Annotated in this window: 13 protein-coding genes; 5 read left to right on the forward strand and 8 right to left on the reverse strand. The window is 43.3% G+C overall.

All coding sequences use genetic code 11. The annotated features are described in order from the left end of the window. Positions 1–25: 25 nt before the first annotated feature. Complete coding sequence (locus ACZ424_RS02175; RefSeq protein ID WP_464904886.1) at positions 26–1567, reverse strand: chloride channel protein; 1542 nt, start codon at positions 1565–1567, stop codon at positions 26–28. A 201-nt stretch (positions 1568–1768) separates the two neighbouring features. Here ACZ424_RS02175 and ACZ424_RS02180 point away from each other — a divergent pair, with 201 nt between their 5' ends. Both ACZ424_RS02180 and ACZ424_RS02185 read left to right on the forward strand, forming a co-directional pair. Beyond that, entirely contained in the window at positions 1769–1909 is a 141-nt protein-coding gene (locus ACZ424_RS02180; protein WP_464904887.1) for a hypothetical protein, read from the forward strand. Between the two features lie 58 nt (positions 1910–1967). Further along, a complete protein-coding gene (locus ACZ424_RS02185; RefSeq protein ID WP_464904888.1) occupies positions 1968–4550 on the forward strand; it encodes a plasma-membrane proton-efflux P-type ATPase in 2583 nt (860 codons plus the stop codon). A 272-nt stretch (positions 4551–4822) separates the two neighbouring features. On the opposite strand, the gene ACZ424_RS02190 is transcribed toward ACZ424_RS02185, so the two are convergent. Next, positions 4823–8209 carry a cytochrome c3 family protein gene (locus ACZ424_RS02190; RefSeq protein ID WP_464904889.1) on the reverse strand — a complete coding sequence of 1129 codons (3387 nt, stop codon included), beginning with the start codon at positions 8207–8209 and terminating at the stop codon, positions 4823–4825. Positions 8210–8369: 160 nt separating this feature from the next. On the opposite strand from ACZ424_RS02190, the gene dnaX reads away from it, so the two are divergent. The 3 genes from dnaX to bioF are packed head-to-tail and all read left to right on the forward strand — an operon-like array spanning position 8370 to position 11403. After that, positions 8370–9749, forward strand: coding sequence for a DNA polymerase III subunit gamma/tau (gene dnaX / locus ACZ424_RS02195; RefSeq protein WP_464904890.1), 1380 nt, complete (start codon positions 8370–8372; stop codon positions 9747–9749). Then, positions 9746–10300, forward strand: a complete 555-nt coding sequence (locus ACZ424_RS02200) for a response regulator (protein WP_464904891.1) — start codon at positions 9746–9748, stop codon at positions 10298–10300. The genes dnaX and ACZ424_RS02200 overlap by 4 nt, the downstream gene beginning before the upstream one ends. Further along, positions 10300–11403, forward strand: coding sequence for an 8-amino-7-oxononanoate synthase (gene bioF, locus ACZ424_RS02205; protein ID WP_464904892.1), 1104 nt, complete (start codon positions 10300–10302; stop codon positions 11401–11403). Before ACZ424_RS02200 ends, bioF begins: the two co-directional genes overlap by 1 nt. Positions 11404–11532: 129 nt before the next feature. Here bioF and ACZ424_RS02210 read toward each other — a convergent pair whose 3' ends face one another. The 6 genes from ACZ424_RS02210 to ACZ424_RS02235 all read right to left on the reverse strand — a co-directional run bounded on the left by ACZ424_RS02210 (position 11533) and on the right by ACZ424_RS02235 (position 18374). After that, positions 11533–12846, reverse strand: a complete 1314-nt coding sequence (locus ACZ424_RS02210) for a hypothetical protein (RefSeq protein ID WP_464904893.1) — start codon at positions 12844–12846, stop codon at positions 11533–11535. Positions 12847–13083: 237 nt separating this feature from the next. Further along, entirely contained in the window at positions 13084–15627 is a 2544-nt protein-coding gene (locus tag ACZ424_RS02215; protein ID WP_464904894.1) for an ATP-dependent Clp protease ATP-binding subunit, read from the reverse strand. Further along, positions 15624–16007 (reverse strand): MerR family transcriptional regulator, encoded by a 384-nt coding sequence (locus tag ACZ424_RS02220; RefSeq protein ID WP_464904895.1) that lies wholly within the window; start codon positions 16005–16007, stop codon positions 15624–15626. The genes ACZ424_RS02215 and ACZ424_RS02220 overlap by 4 nt, the downstream gene beginning before the upstream one ends. Before the next feature lie 100 nt (positions 16008–16107). After that, on the reverse strand, positions 16108–17052 hold the full coding sequence (rfaD, locus tag ACZ424_RS02225; RefSeq protein WP_464904896.1) for an ADP-glyceromanno-heptose 6-epimerase: 945 nt from the start codon (positions 17050–17052) through the stop codon (positions 16108–16110). Next, positions 17049–17360, reverse strand: a complete 312-nt coding sequence (locus ACZ424_RS02230) for a hypothetical protein (RefSeq protein WP_464904897.1) — start codon at positions 17358–17360, stop codon at positions 17049–17051. Before ACZ424_RS02230 ends, rfaD begins: the two co-directional genes overlap by 4 nt. Positions 17361–17369: 9 nt before the next feature. Then, positions 17370–18374 carry a 3-dehydroquinate synthase II gene (locus ACZ424_RS02235; protein ID WP_464904898.1) on the reverse strand — a complete coding sequence of 335 codons (1005 nt, stop codon included), beginning with the start codon at positions 18372–18374 and terminating at the stop codon, positions 17370–17372. Position 18375 lies beyond the last annotated feature (1 nt).

The following is an 18375-nucleotide window of genomic DNA, read 5'->3' on the forward strand; positions in this document are numbered from 1 at the left end:
GTGAGTGTGATTATTCTACTACAGGCTACTCAGGGAGCGAAATCTTCCTAAGGAAGGAGTCTACGTCAAACATACCTTGATACACGCCTTTTTTGTCAACGACAGGAATCAGGTTGGCCTCAAATATGGCAACGACTTTTAGGAGTTCCTCAACAGGAGCTCCCACCGTCAGAACAAAAGGCTCTTCAGTCATCAGGTCTTTAACTCTGAGGCTTGAAAGGTCGCTGATAGCTGCAAGTCTTAAATCCCGAAGGGAAACGATTCCTACAAGCTGTCTATCCTTGGGGCTTTTAACGACAGGGATGTACCTCTCCTTCTCTTTTAAGAACCGCTCTATCAAATACTTTACGTGGGCATTTTCGTAAACCGGAGGAACAGGCTTTAAGTAGTCTGAAAGGTTAAACTTTTTGAGGCGCGCAGAGAGGAGCTCCTCGGGATTAATTCCCTTGTGGAAGAGAGCTCTCTTAAAGAAGTCAATCTCGTTTGAGAGACCTACAAGGAAATTCGTAGTAACAGAGGTCAAAAGGGTAGGAATTATTAGCTGGTAGCTGTGAGTAAGCTCAACGATTACCAAGGAGGAACGGAAGGGAGCTCTTGAAATCCCGCTGAGCATAGCTGCAGAACCGACAAGGGCAAAAACTCTCGGATCGAAGTTGGAGTAGTTTCCTACGAAATAGCCTAAAAACGCCCCCGTAAAGATTGAGGGAGCCATTACACCACCGAAAACTCCGCTGCCGAAGGAGAGAACAACGGCAATTAATTTGGTAAGGGCAATCTCAAGGGCAGAAACGGGAGAAAAATGGTTCTTGAAGAGCTCCCCTACAGCTCCATAACCAACTCCGGCAGCTTCCGGGTGAAAGAGGAGAAGAAGACCGACGACAAGGCCGAAACTAAAGGCAACCTTTCCCCAGTGGTGGCGGTATGTAGTCCTCAAACGGGTAAAGAAGTTAAGAGAAACGAAAAAGAAAAGTGATGAAACGGTTGAGAGGAAAGCCACAAGTATGAAAAGGGGAATTTCAGCGTCCTGAAAGTGGAGAGGTGGAACGTAGAAGGCAGTAAAGTCTCCAAGAAACTCTTGGGCAACTAAGGCTCCTACGCTGGCCGAAACAACCAAGGGAATGAGAACATAGCTGTTTATCTTCCCCAAAACTATCTCCGTCCCAAAGAGAACTGCAGCTAAAGGAGCATTAAAAGTTGCAGAGATAGCAGAGGCAACACCGCAGGTTAAGTAGATTGGGAGATGAACCCTGTCTATACGGAATAGTTTACAGAAGAGCTCCGAAAGAACCCCTCCCAACTTAGCAATTGGACCTTCGCGGCCTACAGGAACTCCAAAACCTATGTTAAACGAAGTTAAAGAGAGAACTAAAATTCCTTTCTTAAGGTTAAAACCACCTCTTTCAAGTGATATTCTCTTTGCTATCTCGTCAATGGTTGCGTCCTCAGGGGAAACAACGAAGAACTTAGAAACTTGATAGGTAAGAAAAAAGATAAACGGCAGAAGGACAGGATAGGAAATGAGAGCGTTGAGTATCCCGTCTGAGAGGGAATGGCTTAGAAAAATCAACTTTCTAAAAAGGATGGCTGAAAAACCCCCTATCACTCCAATTATAGAGGGTATAAGGAAGAAATGGTTCAAGAGTTTAAGTAAGTTCTTAATCCTGCTCAAAGTAAGGGTATTTTATCAAATCTTATATACCCCAATATACCCCAGTAAATTTGTGATAAACTGATAGCAAGAAACTACAACAGACATCGAAGGGCAGAGATGGAGAACTACCTCTCGCCGGGAGACATTTTCTTTAAAACCTTAGAAGTTTTAGGAGCCATAGTGATAGTTGCAGTAGTTATTATTGGCTCCATAATAAGCTACGACTGGTGGAAGGAGAGGGAGGAGAACAATAGCTAAGATAGATGCGTTCAAAAACAAAAGTATAGAAGAGACCATTAAAGAACTTCAAACCTCCTTGGAAAGGGGACTTTCGGAAGAAGAGGCAAAGAAGAGACTTCAGAAGTTCGGTTACAACGAAATTCCAGAGAAGGAAGAACCCCTCTGGCACAGAATATTTAGAAGGTTCTGGGGACCGATTCCCTGGATGATTGAAACAGCTGCAGTTCTGTCTGGACTGGTAAAACACTGGGAAGACTTTGTAATCATATTGATTCTCCTATTTGTAAACGCTGGTGTTGACTTCTGGCAGGAACACAAAGCCCTATCAGCTTTAAAGGTTCTCAAAGAAAAGTTAGCAAAAAAGAGTTTGGTTCTAAGGGACGGTAAGTGGAAGCTAATAGATGCAAGGCTCTTAGTTCCTGGCGACGTAATAAAACTAAAGATTGGAGATATTATCCCTGCAGACGTTAAACTTGACCACGGGGGAGACTTCATTTTAGTTGACCAGTCGGCCCTAACGGGAGAGTCACTTCCCGTAACAAAAAAGCCCGGTGACATAGCCTACGCAAACTCAATAGTGAAGAAAGGAGAGATAAATGCAGTTGTAGTTGCAACCGGCTTAGGTACCTACTTCGGAAAAACTGTTCAGTTAGTTGCAAAGGCTGAAAAGGAGGGGCGTTCCCACTTCCAGGAGATGGTTATTAAAGTTGGAAATTTCCTAATTGTTCTCACCCTCATTTTAATATCAATAATGGTCTTAGTTGAAATCAACAGGGGGAAACCTCTGATAGACCTGTTACAGTTCTCTTTAGTTCTAACCGTTGCAGCAATCCCCGTTGCCCTACCTGCAGTTTTAACAGTTACGATGGCAGTGGGAGCTCTCTACCTTGCAAAACGGCAGGTTATTGTTAGTAGGCTTGCCTCAATTGAGGAGCTTGCAGGAGTTGACGTCCTCTGTTCAGACAAAACTGGAACCCTAACTATGAACAAGATGTCAGTTTCAATTCCATTTACGGTAAACGGCTACACATCTGAAGACCTAATGTTCTACGCAGCCCTTGCATCTCGTGAGGAGAACAACGACCCGATAGAGATACCGATATTCGACTGGCTAAAGAAACACAACCTCTACCAGAAAACGAAGGAGTGCATTCAGGAGAAGTTCATTCCCTTTGACCCGGTAAGGAAGAGAACAGAAGCTTTAGTAAAGTGTGGAGATAGGAAGATTTACGTAACGAAGGGAGCTCCCCAAGTGATACTGGAGCTCTCAGACAAAAGCGAGATAGACCCACAGGTTATTACGAAAAAAATAGGGGAGTTTGCAGAGAACGGCTTTAGAACACTTGGCGTAGCCTACAAAAAACCTGAGGAGGAGAAGTTCCACTTCGTAGGTTTAATCCCTCTCTACGACCCGCCCCGCCCAGACTCAAAGGAGGCAGTAGCGGAGGCAAAGAGGTACGGTGTAGAAGTTAAGATGGTAACTGGAGACAACATAGCCATTGCCAGGTACATAGCAAGAATACTGGGAATCGGTGAAAAGATAATAAGTGCAAGGGAGCTCCGGGAGACAACAAACGAGGAGTACGCAGTTTTAGCCCAGATAATAGCAAAGGCAATAATGAGAGTTGAAGGTCTTAGCCCTGAGGAGGCCGAAAAGAAGGCAAAAGAGGTGGCAGAACTTGTTAAGAAAGAGCTTGAGAACACGAAGCTCTCAATTGGAACTGTAAAACGCCACGAGTCTGAGATTATAAAGATAATTGAAGAGGCAAACGGCTTTGCAGAGGTATTCCCTGAAGACAAGTACTTCATAGTTGATAAGCTCCAGAAGGCTGGACATATAGTTGGAATGACTGGAGACGGAGTAAACGACGCACCTGCCCTAAGGAAGGCAGACTGTGGAATAGCAGTATCTGGAGCAACAGACGCGGCAAGGGCTGCAGCAGCTTTAGTCCTCCTTGCCCCAGGCTTAAGGGTAATCATCAAAGCTATGGAAATTGCAAGGGAAATCTTTGCAAGAATGGAATCCTATACAATTTACAGAATTACAGAGACGATAAGGGTTGTCTTCTTCATGACCTTCTCCATCCTCATCTTCCAGTTCTACCCAATTACAACGATAATGATAATTCTCCTTGCCCTCCTAAACGACATTCCGATCTTAGCCATAGCCTACGACAGACAGAAAGTTTCCCCAAAACCCGTAAGGTGGGACTTCTACGAGATGAACGTTATGGCCTTCTGGCTTGGAATTGCAGGAGTCCTCTCCTCGTTTACTCTCTTCTTCCTACTTGAAGAGTACTGGAAACTCCCTCAAGATCTCATACAGTCAATCATATTCACAAAACTGGTGGTTGCCGGGCATGGAACAATCTACAACACAAGGGTTAAAAACTGGTTCTGGAAGAAACCGTGGCCTTCAGCAATCCTTTTCGTTGCAACGTTTGGAACAAGGTTGCTTGGAACGATAATTGCCGTTTACGGATTCGGACTGATAACCCCGGTAGGTTGGGGCTGGGGACTTTTCATCTGGGGATACGCCTCTGTTTGGTTTCTCTTTAACGATGCAGTAAAGATGGCAGTTCTGAAGATGTACTGGGAGAAGAAGTTTATGTTCGCTCCAGGTCACTTTAAGTTTATAAGGAAAGTCTTTTCAGCTTAGTTTTTAGCGGGCTCCGGGGTTGTGTCAATAATTTTGTGTAAGCCATTTAGGAATACCTCCTGAGGAACATTTCCTGAATCTCCTCATTGACTCTAAGGTTTGCTTTACCACTTCTTTAACGAGGTCTGGTAAAATCTTTTGTAGTTCCATTCTTGCCTCCTGGGGTTGGTATTTGTGGGGTGTTCCCCAGGAGGTTATAACGGGGTCCAGAAGACCCCCAGCAACACATCCAATTCCAACGAACTCAATGTTCTTTAAAAACTCCCGCCGTTTTATGCTCCACCTTCTCTACTGTTTTTTCTCCTCCTGATAAATCCGAGCGGAAGTAGACCAAACAGGAGTGAGAGAATGTTTCCAGCTCCGGCGTTTGGAGTGAGAGAACATCCTCCTCCGCCGCCTCCACCTGTTGAGGTAGATCCACTAGCAGCAAACTCTCCAAGAACAACGGTAACTGGTTCTTCTGCTTTCGTTGCGGTTAGAGAAATTGTTGCAATAACGGTTCCATTTTCAGAATCACGGGAGATGTTGGTAACAATTCCCCTGTCAGGAACAACTGTAGCCTTTTGAACTTCATCGGAAGAAAGGCCGGTAAATGTAATGGTAAATGTAGTAGATTGTGGAACCACAACAAGATGTGCAATTACTTTAGCCAATTTTTTCTCCTGAGCAATCTGCTGAACCTCTGTTTCAGGTGCTGCTCCTTGAATAACAGCGTTCTTAACCTCAACTTCAATAGTTTTCTTTTGACCATTTAAGTTAACTAGAAGGTTAGCCGTTCCATCTTGAACATTCTGAACGGTAACTTGAGGAACTACTGGAACAGAAGGTGTAGGAGATGGTGCAGCTCCCTTAACAATGGCAACGGTAGCTTCGTCAGACTGTTTAGAAGATGTAGCTACAGTAAAGAGAAGTCTTCCATCCTCAACCTGAGTACTTTTAATAACCGTGTTTGGCCCTGCAACAACTGAATAGTCTGAAGCTTTGCCAACGGCTGGAATAACTTCAAAGGTTGCTTCAGAACCAGTCAGTTTAATCTTAAAGGCCTCCTCAATCTGCTTACCTTGTGGAACAAAGCTTGTATCAACGCTGTCTGGCTCTGCTGTGAGAGGATCAATGTTTGCACCATCTGGAGTCCAAACGGCAGCGATGTAGCCGTTTCCGTCGTAAGGCTTAACTTCTACATCTGTAGGCGAGTAGTAAGCGTAGGTAAGTCTTCTCAGGTCTTCTTGTGTAAAGTCTCCACTGTATCCCTCTATAGCAGCCTTCGGAACTTCAAATACTGTTACCCCAGGAACAGTATCTATGTGTGGATACTTTTGAACCGGCCTGTTGAAACGGCCCTTAGAAGAGTGGCAGTCCTCACATTGAAGAACGTGCATTGGGTCTTTTGCATATGCAGCATCACCACCGCTTAGTTGAGGATCGCTACTTACTGGAGCAATGTTGTGACTCATAATGTAGGAACCGTCAAATATACCTAAGTGATAAACGTATTGAACTTTAACTGTCTTTCCGGTTATTTTATGAATAGCAGCTTCAAGGGCTTGAGCTGCGAACTGGATTTCGTCTGAATTATCAACAAAAGGAGCTTCAGCATCATCTTTTCTGATTATCATAGTTTCACCAGTTTCCGGGTTCTCAAGCATGTTTGGAAGGGTAGACTTAACAACCCAGCCGGTTTTGTTGTTACTGTCTATCCAATCAACTGTTCCATCCGGCCTGAACCTACCAACTATGGGAGCATTGTCGTCAACTCCGAGCTGTTGCGCAACGTCCGAGTTGGTGAATTCAACGTTATCACCATACTTACCAACGTAAGCCCAAAAGACCATTCCACCTGGGTTTACGTATGGATTGTTAAGGGCTTTTGCAGGAATGTAAGGTTTACCGTCTTTAAAGTAGGTGAGTCCAAACTCTGCTTCGGGCCTGTTGGGATTGTTAACGTCCCAGGTATCCGGAGAAACCTTGAATACCATGTGGAGAAATCTGTTTGGAACAGTTCTTCCGTCGCTGAGCCTCCAGTAGAGCTCCGCAATCAAGTTAGCCGGTTTAACTTTAAGTGTAGGAGGTTGTCCTTTAGCTGGAATGTCAGGGAACCAAACGTAGTCAGGAGTAAACGGAACTGTTACGAACTTCTTCTCTCCGTTAACTTCAATTTCTCTAAAGTTTGCAAAGAGGTGACCTTTACCTTCCTCCGTTGTTCTTATGAGAGTTTGGATAACCCCGTTAAACTTCTGTGGAATGTGACAAGTTGTGCAGTGGATATACTTCATGTGTTTAGCAGTTGCATCTCCGGGGCCAAAAACTCCGGCGTGGTCTTGGAGGTAATTGGTGTGACACTTCGTACAGGTGATCGTTCCGTCTAAATCTGAACGAACGTTAAATCCGTCCGTTCCTTTGGCAAGGTCGTGTGAAGGAATCGCAGCTGAAAGGTTTGGAACGTAACCGAGTCCCCCTGTTGAAACCGGTTCGTGCTTAACGGGGAAGTGGCAGTCGGCACACTTAAGACCAGCTTCTGCGTGAACGTCTAAGTATGGAACATCTTTCCAAGTTTCTGTCTTGGGATCAAAGAACTGGGGTCTTTTATCAGGATCAATAACTTTGTGAGGAAGTCCGTCGCTTCCTAATTCAGCAACGTCTCCAATCTCTTGAGCCCTCTTGAAAAAGCCAGGAGAAGTAAGTATGGAGAGGTTTCCAAAAAGTCCTATGTTGTCGTAAGGAGTGATCTTCCCATCAGCATTAAGGTCAGAAACTCCTGCGTGACACCTTGCACAGGACTCGTTAGAAGTTGAGCCTATCAGGTTATGGAAGTTCTGAACGGCAGTTGCATCGTAGGAGACAGTCCAGTCTGCATTAACTGTTCCAAGCCTTGCTCCTACGGTATCAACCCAGCCGGGGTGTTTCTTCTTCCATGAAGTCATACGGGCATTAGCAAGGTCGTAGGAGTAGGCGTGACAAACGAGACAGTCGTTGTCTCTAACGTTTGGAACTGTTACGTCTCCAGCCTTTGCGTGGTAGGTCTGAACTATTAGTTTTCCAGAACCGTCTACCGAGTTCATAAGGTAATCGCCGTAATAGGTACCGTTTTTAAGTCCGTCTTCAACCTTTGTCATATCCATTTGATCAAGAGGTTGGTCTTTCTGGTCTTTCAAACCGTAACCCCCACCTGGGTGACAGATTGAGCACTTTCCAAAATCCCAGTCAGCAGTAGTAAGGTCAACGTCAAGGGGATCAGTGGTTTTGTAGGGAGCAAGTTTTAACATGTGGGGAACAGTAACCCTGTTGTACATACCTCCCGGGCCATAGATGTTGTTTGGACCAAACCATTTCAACCACAGTTTTGACTGATCTTGCGGAAGGCCGTTAGTAAAGTTTTTGTCACCGAATTTCTGGTAATAGAGGCTGTAAACATCGGAAGTCAGAATAGAAAGCCTTCCCTGCTGGCTGTGCCAGCCTTCATTGATGAAGTCAAGGTCGTGACAGGCGCTACAGGATTTCTGGTAGCTGACCGGGAGCTTTGATACGACGTTCCCGCTTGAGTCAAGGATGTTGTTGCCCAGAACGTCCTTCAGGTCAACTGAAGGGTGGGCAAATACCTGGGAGCTCCCGAAGAGTAAAGTAAGGAGCGCCAGTGAGATAGTTCCTCTGACCCCTTCCATAATGAAGACCTCCTAATAGGATTCTTACCTAATTTTATACTACTTTATAAACTAAATGTCAATATTATTAATCACTAAATTAATTTATAAACACTTTAATTAATAAAGGAAAACTTATACTTGCTCTCGGGTATAATTTCAATTAAAGGAAGGAGAGGAAATGGCCTACACAGCTATACCGAGAAAGTATCGCCCACAGAGGTTTTCTGAAGTTACAGGTCAAGAGTTCATAACTGAAACCTTGAGAAACGCCGTAGCAACGGGCAGAGTTGCCCACGCCTACATATTTGCAGGTCCAAGGGGAGTAGGAAAGACGACAACCGCAAGGATAGTTGCCAAAGCTCTAAACTGCGACAACCCTCAGGAAGGAGAGCCGTGTAACTCCTGCCTCCAGTGTGTTGAAATAACAAAAGGCTCACATCCAGACGTTATAGAAATAGACGCAGCCTCAAACAGGGGAGTTGACCAGATAAGGGAGCTCCGAGAATCCGTCCACTACGCGCCGGTTAAAGGAAAGAAGAAGGTTTATATAATAGACGAGTTCCACATGCTCACAAAGGAGGCCTTTAACGCCCTTCTTAAAACCCTTGAAGAACCCCCTGAGCACGTCGTATTTATCCTGGCAACGACAGAGCTTGACAGGATTCCACCTACAATCCTTTCAAGGTGCCAAAAGTTCATATTCAGAAGAATCCCTGAAGAGGTAATAGTCAAAACTCTAAAGGAAATTTGTGAGAAAGAGGGAGTTGAGTGTGAAGAGGAAGCCCTGAGGCTTATAGCGGTATCCTCAGAGGGCTGTATGAGGGATGCAGAGAGTTTATTAGACCAGGCAATAGCCTTAGGACAGGGAAAAGTTGAAACAAAGTCAGTTTCGGAGTTCTTAGGAATACTGACAGGAAGGGAAGTGAGGGAGCTCCTCTCTTTAGGTTTTAAAGGCGAAAAGGAAGAATTGAAAAAGAGACTCAAAAAGTTAGAAATTGAGGGATACAACCCAATTTACATCACAAAACAGACAATAGAGCTGATAGAGAGAGAATTCTTGTCAAACTCAGAGTTCTCAGACGAAGAGCTAACGGCAGCTTTTGAGATAGTAAGTAAAGGATACAGGGAGCTCCAAAACCATCCTTACCCTTTCACGTTACTCTTTTTCACCCTTTATAAACTGTCATACTTTAGTGAAGTTAAAAAGCTCTCAGAACTTCTCAACGGAAACTTAAAAATTACGACAGTAGAAAGACCTACTGAAAAAAAAACTAAAAACGGAAACTCAGAAACATTAAAAGCCTTCATAGAAAAAACCATAGATAAAGGGAACTTCGTAGAAATATACCCTAAGAACATAACTGCTTATCAGATGCTCAAAACCAGAGCTGAAAGGCTGAAAGAGATTTTCGGGAAAGGAATAAAACTGATAGAACCCGAAGTAAAAAGTGTTCAGAATACAAAAAAGTTATCTGAAGAATCGGAGAAAAAAATTGATACTATGATTAAAATTTTAAACGCAAAAATCCTGGAACTGAGGCCAAAGGGCAGGCAATGAAAATATTAGTGGTAGACGACGAAAGAACCATAAGGGAAACTCTAAAAGAAATTTTAGAAGACGAAGGCCACCAAGTGTTTACAGAGGAGTTGGGCTCTAAAGTCCTTCAGAAGGTAAAAGAGATAAACCCCGACATCTTAATCCTTGACCTTTTCCTACCCGGAACTTCAGGAATGGAGGTTTTGGAAAAACTCAACAGCGAAGGGCTAACAGAGAAAATCTCAGTCATTATAGTTTCTGGCCATGGAACCGTTGAAACTGCTGTAAAAGCAATGAAACTAAAGGCGTTTGACTTTATAGAAAAGCCTATAAAGTACGAAAAACTCTTTTCTACAATTGATAATGCAGTTAAAAGAAAAACCCAAAAATTGGAAAAAAAGTGCAACTACAGCAATCTTCCACTGAGACAGGCTAAAGAAGCTTTTGAGAAAGACTACATATTAAGCATTATTAAGAAGTTTAACGGAGACCTTAAAAAAAGTGCAAATTTCATGGAGATAGACATCTCAAACCTCTACAGAAAACTGAACAAATACGGAATAAACAGCTGATGGAGTGGCTAAAAGAAGAAATTCTTAAAATTAAAGAATTGGGGCTTTACAGAGAGCTCCGTTCTCTCTCTTCACCTCAGGGAAAAAAAATAAGGATAAATGGAAGAGAACTTCTTAACTTCTCGTCAAACGACTACCTGGGGCTTGCAAAAAATTTCTCAAAAGAGTGTTTTGAACAATGGGGAACAGGAAGCGGAGCTTCAAGGCTCGTTTGTGGAAACTTGGAAGTTCACGAAAAGTTAGAAGAGAAACTTGCAAAGGTAAAAGGGACAGAAGCTTCTCTTCTCTTCTCTACCGGCTACATGGCAAACGTTGGAGTCATATCAACACTTGCAAAAGAGGGAGATTTAATCCTCTCAGATGAACTTAACCACGCCTCCCTCATTGACGGTTGCCGACTCTCAAAGGCTAAAAAGATCATCTATCCCCACTCAGACGCAGAAACTTTAGAGTTCATTCTTTCAAAAGAGAGGAAAAACTACCGTCACTGTTTCATCGTAAGCGATACAGTTTTTAGTATGGATGGAGACATAGCTCCACTGAGAGAACTCTTTAAACTAAAAGACCTATATGATGCCGTTTTAATCCTTGACGATGCCCACGGAACGGGAGTTATAGGTTGGTCAAGTTTAGAAGTTTTTAACCTGAAGCCGGACGAGAGAACAGTAATAGTTGGAACCCTCGGGAAAGCCCTTGGAACTTTTGGCGCTTTTGTATGCGGAAGTAAAGTTTTAAGGAAGTACCTAATAAACAGATGCAGAACCTTTATATTTACAACTGCCCTTCCCCCAGCAATTGCCTGCCAAACGTTAGAAAACCTGAAGTTAGTTCCAGAAAGGACGAAAAAACTACAAGAAAACATCAAGTTCTTCAGAAAGCTAACAGGAATTAACAGTCAATCGGCAATTTTTCCATTACTTCTTAAAAGCCCGGAAGAAGCTGTGAATCTCTCCAAAAAACTTTATGAAGAAGGATTTTTCGTCCCAGCAATCCGCCCTCCGACAGTAAAACAGAGTAGACTAAGGATAACAATAACTTCAGAACACACAGAAGAAGAGATGACTAACCTTTACCAGAGTATCAAATCCTTCTTGGCCAGATAAAACCCAAGATTTAACCTATTTTAATTTACTCTTAACGTTCGCAGCATATACGAAGTTGCCAAAAGCAATGTCCCGAAGGGCAAGGGCTTTAGCCCGTAGCGTATATGTTGTGTTATCGGAAGGGGTTTATTATTCATTTTTCAACACCTCTACTGTTAGATTATTCCATTTAATCAAGTCATTTAATGTATGCGTTCCTGTTAGTTTTAAGTCTTTAAATTCTCTCGATTCGGTGTAAAGTAACCTTCTATAGTTTGCACCTATTCCCATAAAAGGAACTGAGAACATTTTAAGCATCTTTATATTTGATACTGGAGACAAATCCATAAACCACCCGTCTTCTTGTGGAAATAATATTTGATAAGCTTTCAAGGCATTTGGTATTTCCTTTATAGGAATACCTGTTCTCTGGGATAATACTTCATATTCTTTTTCTTTATAATCTTTCAAAATAAATCCTCCAAATATCCACATGAACCATTGCCAGAAAACGGGATATTTGTGAAAATACTTATGCTTAGAGAGAGTATCTAACCCTTTTTTGAATGAGGTTGGTAAATCTAATAATAATATTTCAAAGTCCAATCCCGCTATTTTCAAGGTATCTTTGGTTTTATTTTCATTCCCAGCCATTTTGTATAGTTGATAATCAATTGCATTTTTCAAAATAGCCAATCTTGCTCGGTGTTCTATAAATGTGGATATTTGAATAACATTGTAATTGCATTTATAGTAAGTATCCTCATAGATTTGCTTCGGTAAGCTATTGTATTCCTCATCAAAAATGTTACCTATAAGTTCATTTCCACATTTAGCTGAAATGTGTGAAAAATCTTTGAAGGTAGAGTATAAGGTTTTTACCTTTTGGACAATACTCTCAGTAAAGAATATTCCACTATTAACTTTAAAATAATAGTCATTCAAAGCTTTAAAGCATTTCTTATCTGAATGTGATTTTTTCTTTCGGTTCAGACGTTTCAGCAAATTACGTTCAACCCAATAAGAGAATCTCCACATTGAGATATCTACATCTTGAATAGTGCTATTATTTATGACTTCAGATAATGCTTCTTTAGAATTGCTCAAATCAGGAATTACCACTAAATCTATATTTAGTCTCTTGGCTTTCTCTTTAAAAAGATCTATGTGGTCTCTTTCTTTACTTGCAATAAATACACCGTTATCAATATTTAGATAATCCATCCACCCCCTAATTTTAAATAAATCCGGAAATCCCCAACTCCCTGATTTTACTTCGACGAGTTTGATTTTTGGCAAAGATGAGGAGTAGTCTGTAGTAACAATATCCAGTTCCAAAACCTCTTCGGTTTCTCTTTCAATTATGTTTCTTTCAATGTAACTCCCACCTGATTGAAAAAAGGCAGAGATATATTCTTCAAACTCTTTTCCTTTAGGTAAATCAGGTAATCTAACATATGCCAATTTGCACCTCTTTTATAGCCACTCCCGATAACTCAAGTATATAGGACGGTAAAAAGAAGGTCAATTGCAGCAAACTATGAATAAGTTGTTTAGGAATAAACTTTAAAGGCCAAGGTTTCAGAGCCACTTTACGTTAAGAAACTCTCTCTGTAGTGTTAGGAATTACCAATAGAATTCAACTATAAAAATAAAAAGCCCCCGCAATTTGCGGGGGCTAAGAGTTATCTCACGATTAGGTTATTTATTTTCGTCTTTTCCCTTATCCTTATCTTCTTCCTTCTCCTCGGCAGTTTTTATCTCTGCTTGCTTTGGAGGGAGCTCCTCCTTCTCAACGTTGAAAGTAAACTCTCCCTTCTCTTTATCGTAGTCAACAACTACAGTGTCTCCTTCTTTAACAGTTCCCTCAAGTATCTTTACAGATAGAGGAGTTTCAATCTCCCTCTGAATTGTTCTCCTAAGAGGCCTTGCTCCAAACTCTGGAACGTAGCCCCTCTTAGCGAGTTCGCTTTTAGCCTCTTCAGTAAGCTTAACCTTAATACCTCTCTCCTCAAGCCTCTTGTTGAGCTTGGAGATAAGGAGATCAACAATCTTCTTAATCTCCTCTTCGCTGAGAGGATGGAAGATGATTATCTCGTCAATCCTGTTAAGGAACTCAGGCCTGAAGCGTCTCTTGAGCTCGTTCATTATCTGCTCTTTAATCTTGTCGTAGTTCTTCTCAAACTCCTCTTTAGAGAGGTGCATCAGGTATTCAGAACCAATATTGCTGGTCATAATTATCACTGTGTTGCTGAAGTCAACAGTCCTACCTTTAGCGTCTGTGAGCCTACCGTCGTCAAGGATCTGAAGGAGTATGTTGAACACGTCTGGGTGAGCCTTCTCAATCTCGTCAAGGAGGATTACGCTGTAAGGCTTCCTCCTAACGGCCTCTGTAAGCTGACCACCCTCCTCGTATCCAACGTATCCTGGAGGAGCTCCGATCAGCTTAGAAACTGCGTGCTTTTCCATGTACTCAGACATGTCAAGCCTAATAATAGCGCTCTCGTCACCAAACAGGTACTCTGCCAAGGTCTTAGCAAGCTCCGTTTTACCAACACCGGTTGGTCCCAGGAAGAGGAAGCTTCCCAGTGGCCTGTTCGGCGGCTGAAGTCCTGCCCTTGCGCGCCTGATGGCCTCGGAAATGGCTTTGATAGCCCTCTCCTGGCCGATGACCCTCTTGTGGAGCTCCTCCTCCATCCTGAGGAGCTTCTGAATCTCCTCTTCCTGAAGTTTAGAGGCCGGAATACCCGTCATTTCAGAGATTACCTCTGCAACATCTTCAGCAGTAACAACGGGCTTCTCCTCTCCCTGCTCTTTGGACTTCTCCATCTTCTCTTCAAGCTCTTTGATGCGGGCCTCTATATCCTTAATCTCCTTTTTGAGCTTTGCTGCCCTGTCAAACTCTTCGTTCTTAACGGCCTCATCAAGCTCAGCCCTTAAGTTGTGGAGCTTCTCTTTAAGCTCGGAGAGCTCCGGAGAGCTATAAGTAGCCTCTATTTTCTTACGAGCACAGGCCTCGTCTAAAACATCAATTGCCTTATCAGGTAAGTACCTACCCTGTATATATTTCTTAGAGAGCTTAACGGCAGCTTCAATAGCGTCGTCTGTAATCTTAACTCCGTGATGCTCTTCAAGTTTAGGCCTTAAACCTTTGAGCATGAGGATTGCAGTTTCAATGTCAGGCTCATCAACCCAAACGGGAGCAAAACGCCTCTCTAAAGCTGGATCTTTTTCAATATACTTCCTGAACTCGTCTACAGTTGTAGCACCGATTACTCTAATCTCTCCACGGGCAAGAGCTGGTTTCATAATGTTTGCTGCATCCATAGAACCTTCTGCAGCTCCAGCTCCAACAACGGTGTGGAGCTCGTCAATGAAGAGAATGATATTCCCTTCTTCCTTAACTGCGTCAAGAACTTGCTTTAACCTCTCCTCAAACTCACCGCGGTACTTGGTTCCGGCAACGAGAGCTGCCATGTCTAAGGCAACGATTCTCTTATCCTTCAGATTGTCTGGAACCTCACCGTTTGCAATCTTCTGGGCAACACCTTCAACAATGGCAGTTTTACCAACTCCTGCAGGACCAACAAGAACAGGGTTGTTCTTAGTCCTACGGGAAAGAATCTGGATAACCCTCTTAATCTCAGTTTCACGGTCAATAACTGGGTCAAGCTTACCCTCTTCAGCAAGACCGGTAAGGTCAATACCGAACTTTCTGAGAACTTCGGGAAGCTGCTTTCCACCCCTTCCGGCTTTGGCTCCGATTTCACGGGAAACTTTAGCCCTTCCTTCCCTGTACTTCTTAACGGCCTTAACAGCTTCGTCTTTCTCAAGACCGAGTTTAAGAAGGATCCTGTAGGCCATTCCCTCTGGAACTTCATAGAATGCAAGGAAGAGGTGCTCAAGGTCTACGCTACGGGCCTTCATCTGACGAGCAATGTCTAAGGCAGCGTCAAAGACCTTTTTGAGAGTTGGAGTTATGTAAATCTCCTCGTATCCAGCGTAACTGCTTGGAATTCCTAACCTTCCAACCCTATCAACCTGCTCCCTTATGAACTTTTTAGCCCTTACAGGGTCGTAGCCTGAAAGTGTAAAGATGTCAAGTATTGGCGAACCTGGAAGTTCAACCATTGCAAGGAGCAGGTGTTCAGTATCTACATACCTTTCACCAAGCTGCCTTGCAATTTCCTGAGAAAGTAAAATTGCATCTTTTGCTCTACCGCTTAAAACGTCCCAGATGTTCATCTCTCTCCTCCTCTATTTAGTATTTGTAAGAGTTTTTCTCTGTTAAGTTCGTCAAAGTGGAGACTGGATAAGAGCTCTACAAGCATCTCTTTTGCTTCACAGTCAAGCCTCTCGGCAAGTGCCTCAAAGAGGCGCTCAATGTCGTCCTCAAGCTTGAGGATTAAGCTGGTTCCTGCTACGTTAACGCCCCTCTCCCTCGTTAGAGAGACTATCCGTTTAATCCGGATTAAGTCCCTTTCTGAATAAAGACGGGTCTTCCCCTCAGTCCTTGAGGGTTTAATAAGCCCCTCACTCTCGTAAAATCTAAGGGTTTGAGGGTGAACACCGGCAATCTTTGCAACAATGCTTATCATGTAGACGGGGGTATCCTTGTCAATCACCGCCGCTCCTCCTTTATCCTTGAATAACAATTTAGTTATTTTTAAACCAATCGTCAACTATTCTAAAAAAACTTTTTAACTTTGGAGGAGCGGCTACCGGTTAGTAAGGAAGCTTCTCCCAGTTAACGTTCTCTTTAATCCAGTTAACGTAGAGGGGAATCCCCTCCTCTATCTGAACCTGCGGATGCCAACCTAAAATTTCTTTAGTATCCGTAAGGTCGGCTTCTGTATAGTTTTGGTAGAAGTCATAAGGGTTGTCAAAGTACTCAGTTTCAACGTTTACCCCTAACGTTTTCTTTATTACCTCAACAACCTCGTTAAAGCTCCTTGCCCTGCCGGTTCCAACGTTTACAACTCCACTCCTCTTTGCAAAGAGTCCCCTTATGTTCGCTTCAACGCAGTCCATAACGTAGACAAAGTCTCTCTTTTGCTCCCCCCACTTGAAAAGGCGAGGTCTCTTACCCTTTAGGATTTGAACTGTTAGCTGGAGAACCATACTTGCCATCTTTCCCTTATGGGTCTCTCTTGGGCCGTAAACGTTGAAGTAGCGAAGACTAACAACGGAAATTTTTGGGTTTTCTGAGATGAAACGGTAGGCGTACCTGTCCATTGCAAGCTTTGAGTAGCCGTAAACGTTTTCAGGCTTTAAGCCCCGGTTAACCTTCATAGGTGGAGGAGTGTTTCCGTAAACAGCTGCAGAGGAAGCGTAGACCATTCTTCCCCTTGACTCTCTAACGAGCTCCAATAAATCCTTAAAGGCTTCGCAGTTGACCTCCATCATTCTCCGCTGGTTCATGTCTGTCGTGTCAACGTTTGCAGCCTGGTGGAGAACAGCGTCAAACTTATACTTCCTGAGCTTCTCTAAAGTTTCTCTATCCGTTATTGAGCCAGTGATAACTTCTCCTTCAAAATCAATCAGGTTCTTAAACGTTCCTTTTGAGAAGTCGTCTAAAACGAAAACCTCCCAGTCTGGGTAGCGTTTCTGGAGCTCTAAGGCGAGGTTTGAACCTATAAAACCTGCTCCTCCTGTAACCAAAACTCTCATTCTCCAAGCTCTCCTTTCAGGTGAGTTTCGTATCCCTTACTCTTAAAGAACTCCTTTAGGGCATAACCGTACTTCTTTGCCAAGTTCCAGCTGTGGAAAACCCCGTACGTTGTAGCCTCTTCTAACTCGTCTCCGTTAAACCGAACAACGGAAACTCCCCACTCAAATTTCCTCAGCTGATCGTCTAAGTAGACCCTCTGAACGAAAATGTCGCAGATTTTTGGGTTTTTCCCGAGATATTCTGAAAGCTCCTTCGGAGACTTCCCCAAAGCATCCGCCATCAGCTCCCTGAAAAATTCGTCTCCCATACCCTCCTCCTACTTTTCAACGATTGTCTCTTTAACCTTCATTCCAAAATGCCTTCCAGGTTCCTCTGTGTAAACAAGAACTTCGTCTCCCTCTTTTAGGTCAACAACAGAAATTGGTTCTCCTTTAGGAGAGGTTAGTCTAATGGTTTCGGCGTTCTGAAGAACTGCAGAAACTTTCTTTCCATCTTTTGTTTTGGCCTCTATTAAGAGCATCGGCCTCCTTTCAACCTTTGCCCTTCCAACGTAGGCAATCCTACCTTCTCCCTTGTAGTTGTAAATCATTACCTCGTCGCCGCTCTCTATCTCTGCCAAATACTTGGTTTTGCCACCCGGAAGGCGAACGTACATGTGAACGGCTCCGGCGTTTACCCTGAAAGGCCTTGCTGCAACGTAGGGGTTAGACTCTGTCTCTGCGTGTACAAGGAACATTCCCGCAGATGAGTTACCAACTAAAGCTCCCTCTCCCCGGGTCATGTTTGAACAGGTGTCTATACAGACCCTATCACACATTCCGATTGGTTTTACCCTTGTTATTTTTGCAACCTCAAGCTGAACTTTTTCACCTGCAAGGTTAATTGCCTCTCCGGCTGCCTTTATCTCGTTTACGTCTTCTGTGTCAAGAACTACTCCCTTAACTCCCTTCTCCAAAATGGTTATTGCCGTCTCTGCTTCCTCTGCGTTCCTAACCCAAGCGTAGACGTCATCTCCCTGGGCTAAGAGGTTCTCTAAAGGAATTATCGTCCAGTCGGTTGTTTTAACGATTACTTTTTTGCCCTTTTTAAGGAGCTCCGCTGCCCTCTCCTCGTCCTCCTTTCCCTTTATCTCAACGATTACGTAGTCTTCGCCGAGCTTGAAGTCTCCGTCTGGAGCAATTGTCTTAACCTTTGCAAGCTTTTTAACCTTTTCACTCTCAGGCTTGTCTAAAAGGAGAGCTGAAACTCCAGACTCAAGGGCTGCAGTTACAACTTTTTTATCCTTTGGGTCTTTAACGTAAACGATTAACTCTTTTTTCATA

It is taken from the genome of Thermovibrio ruber (assembly GCF_055380895.1).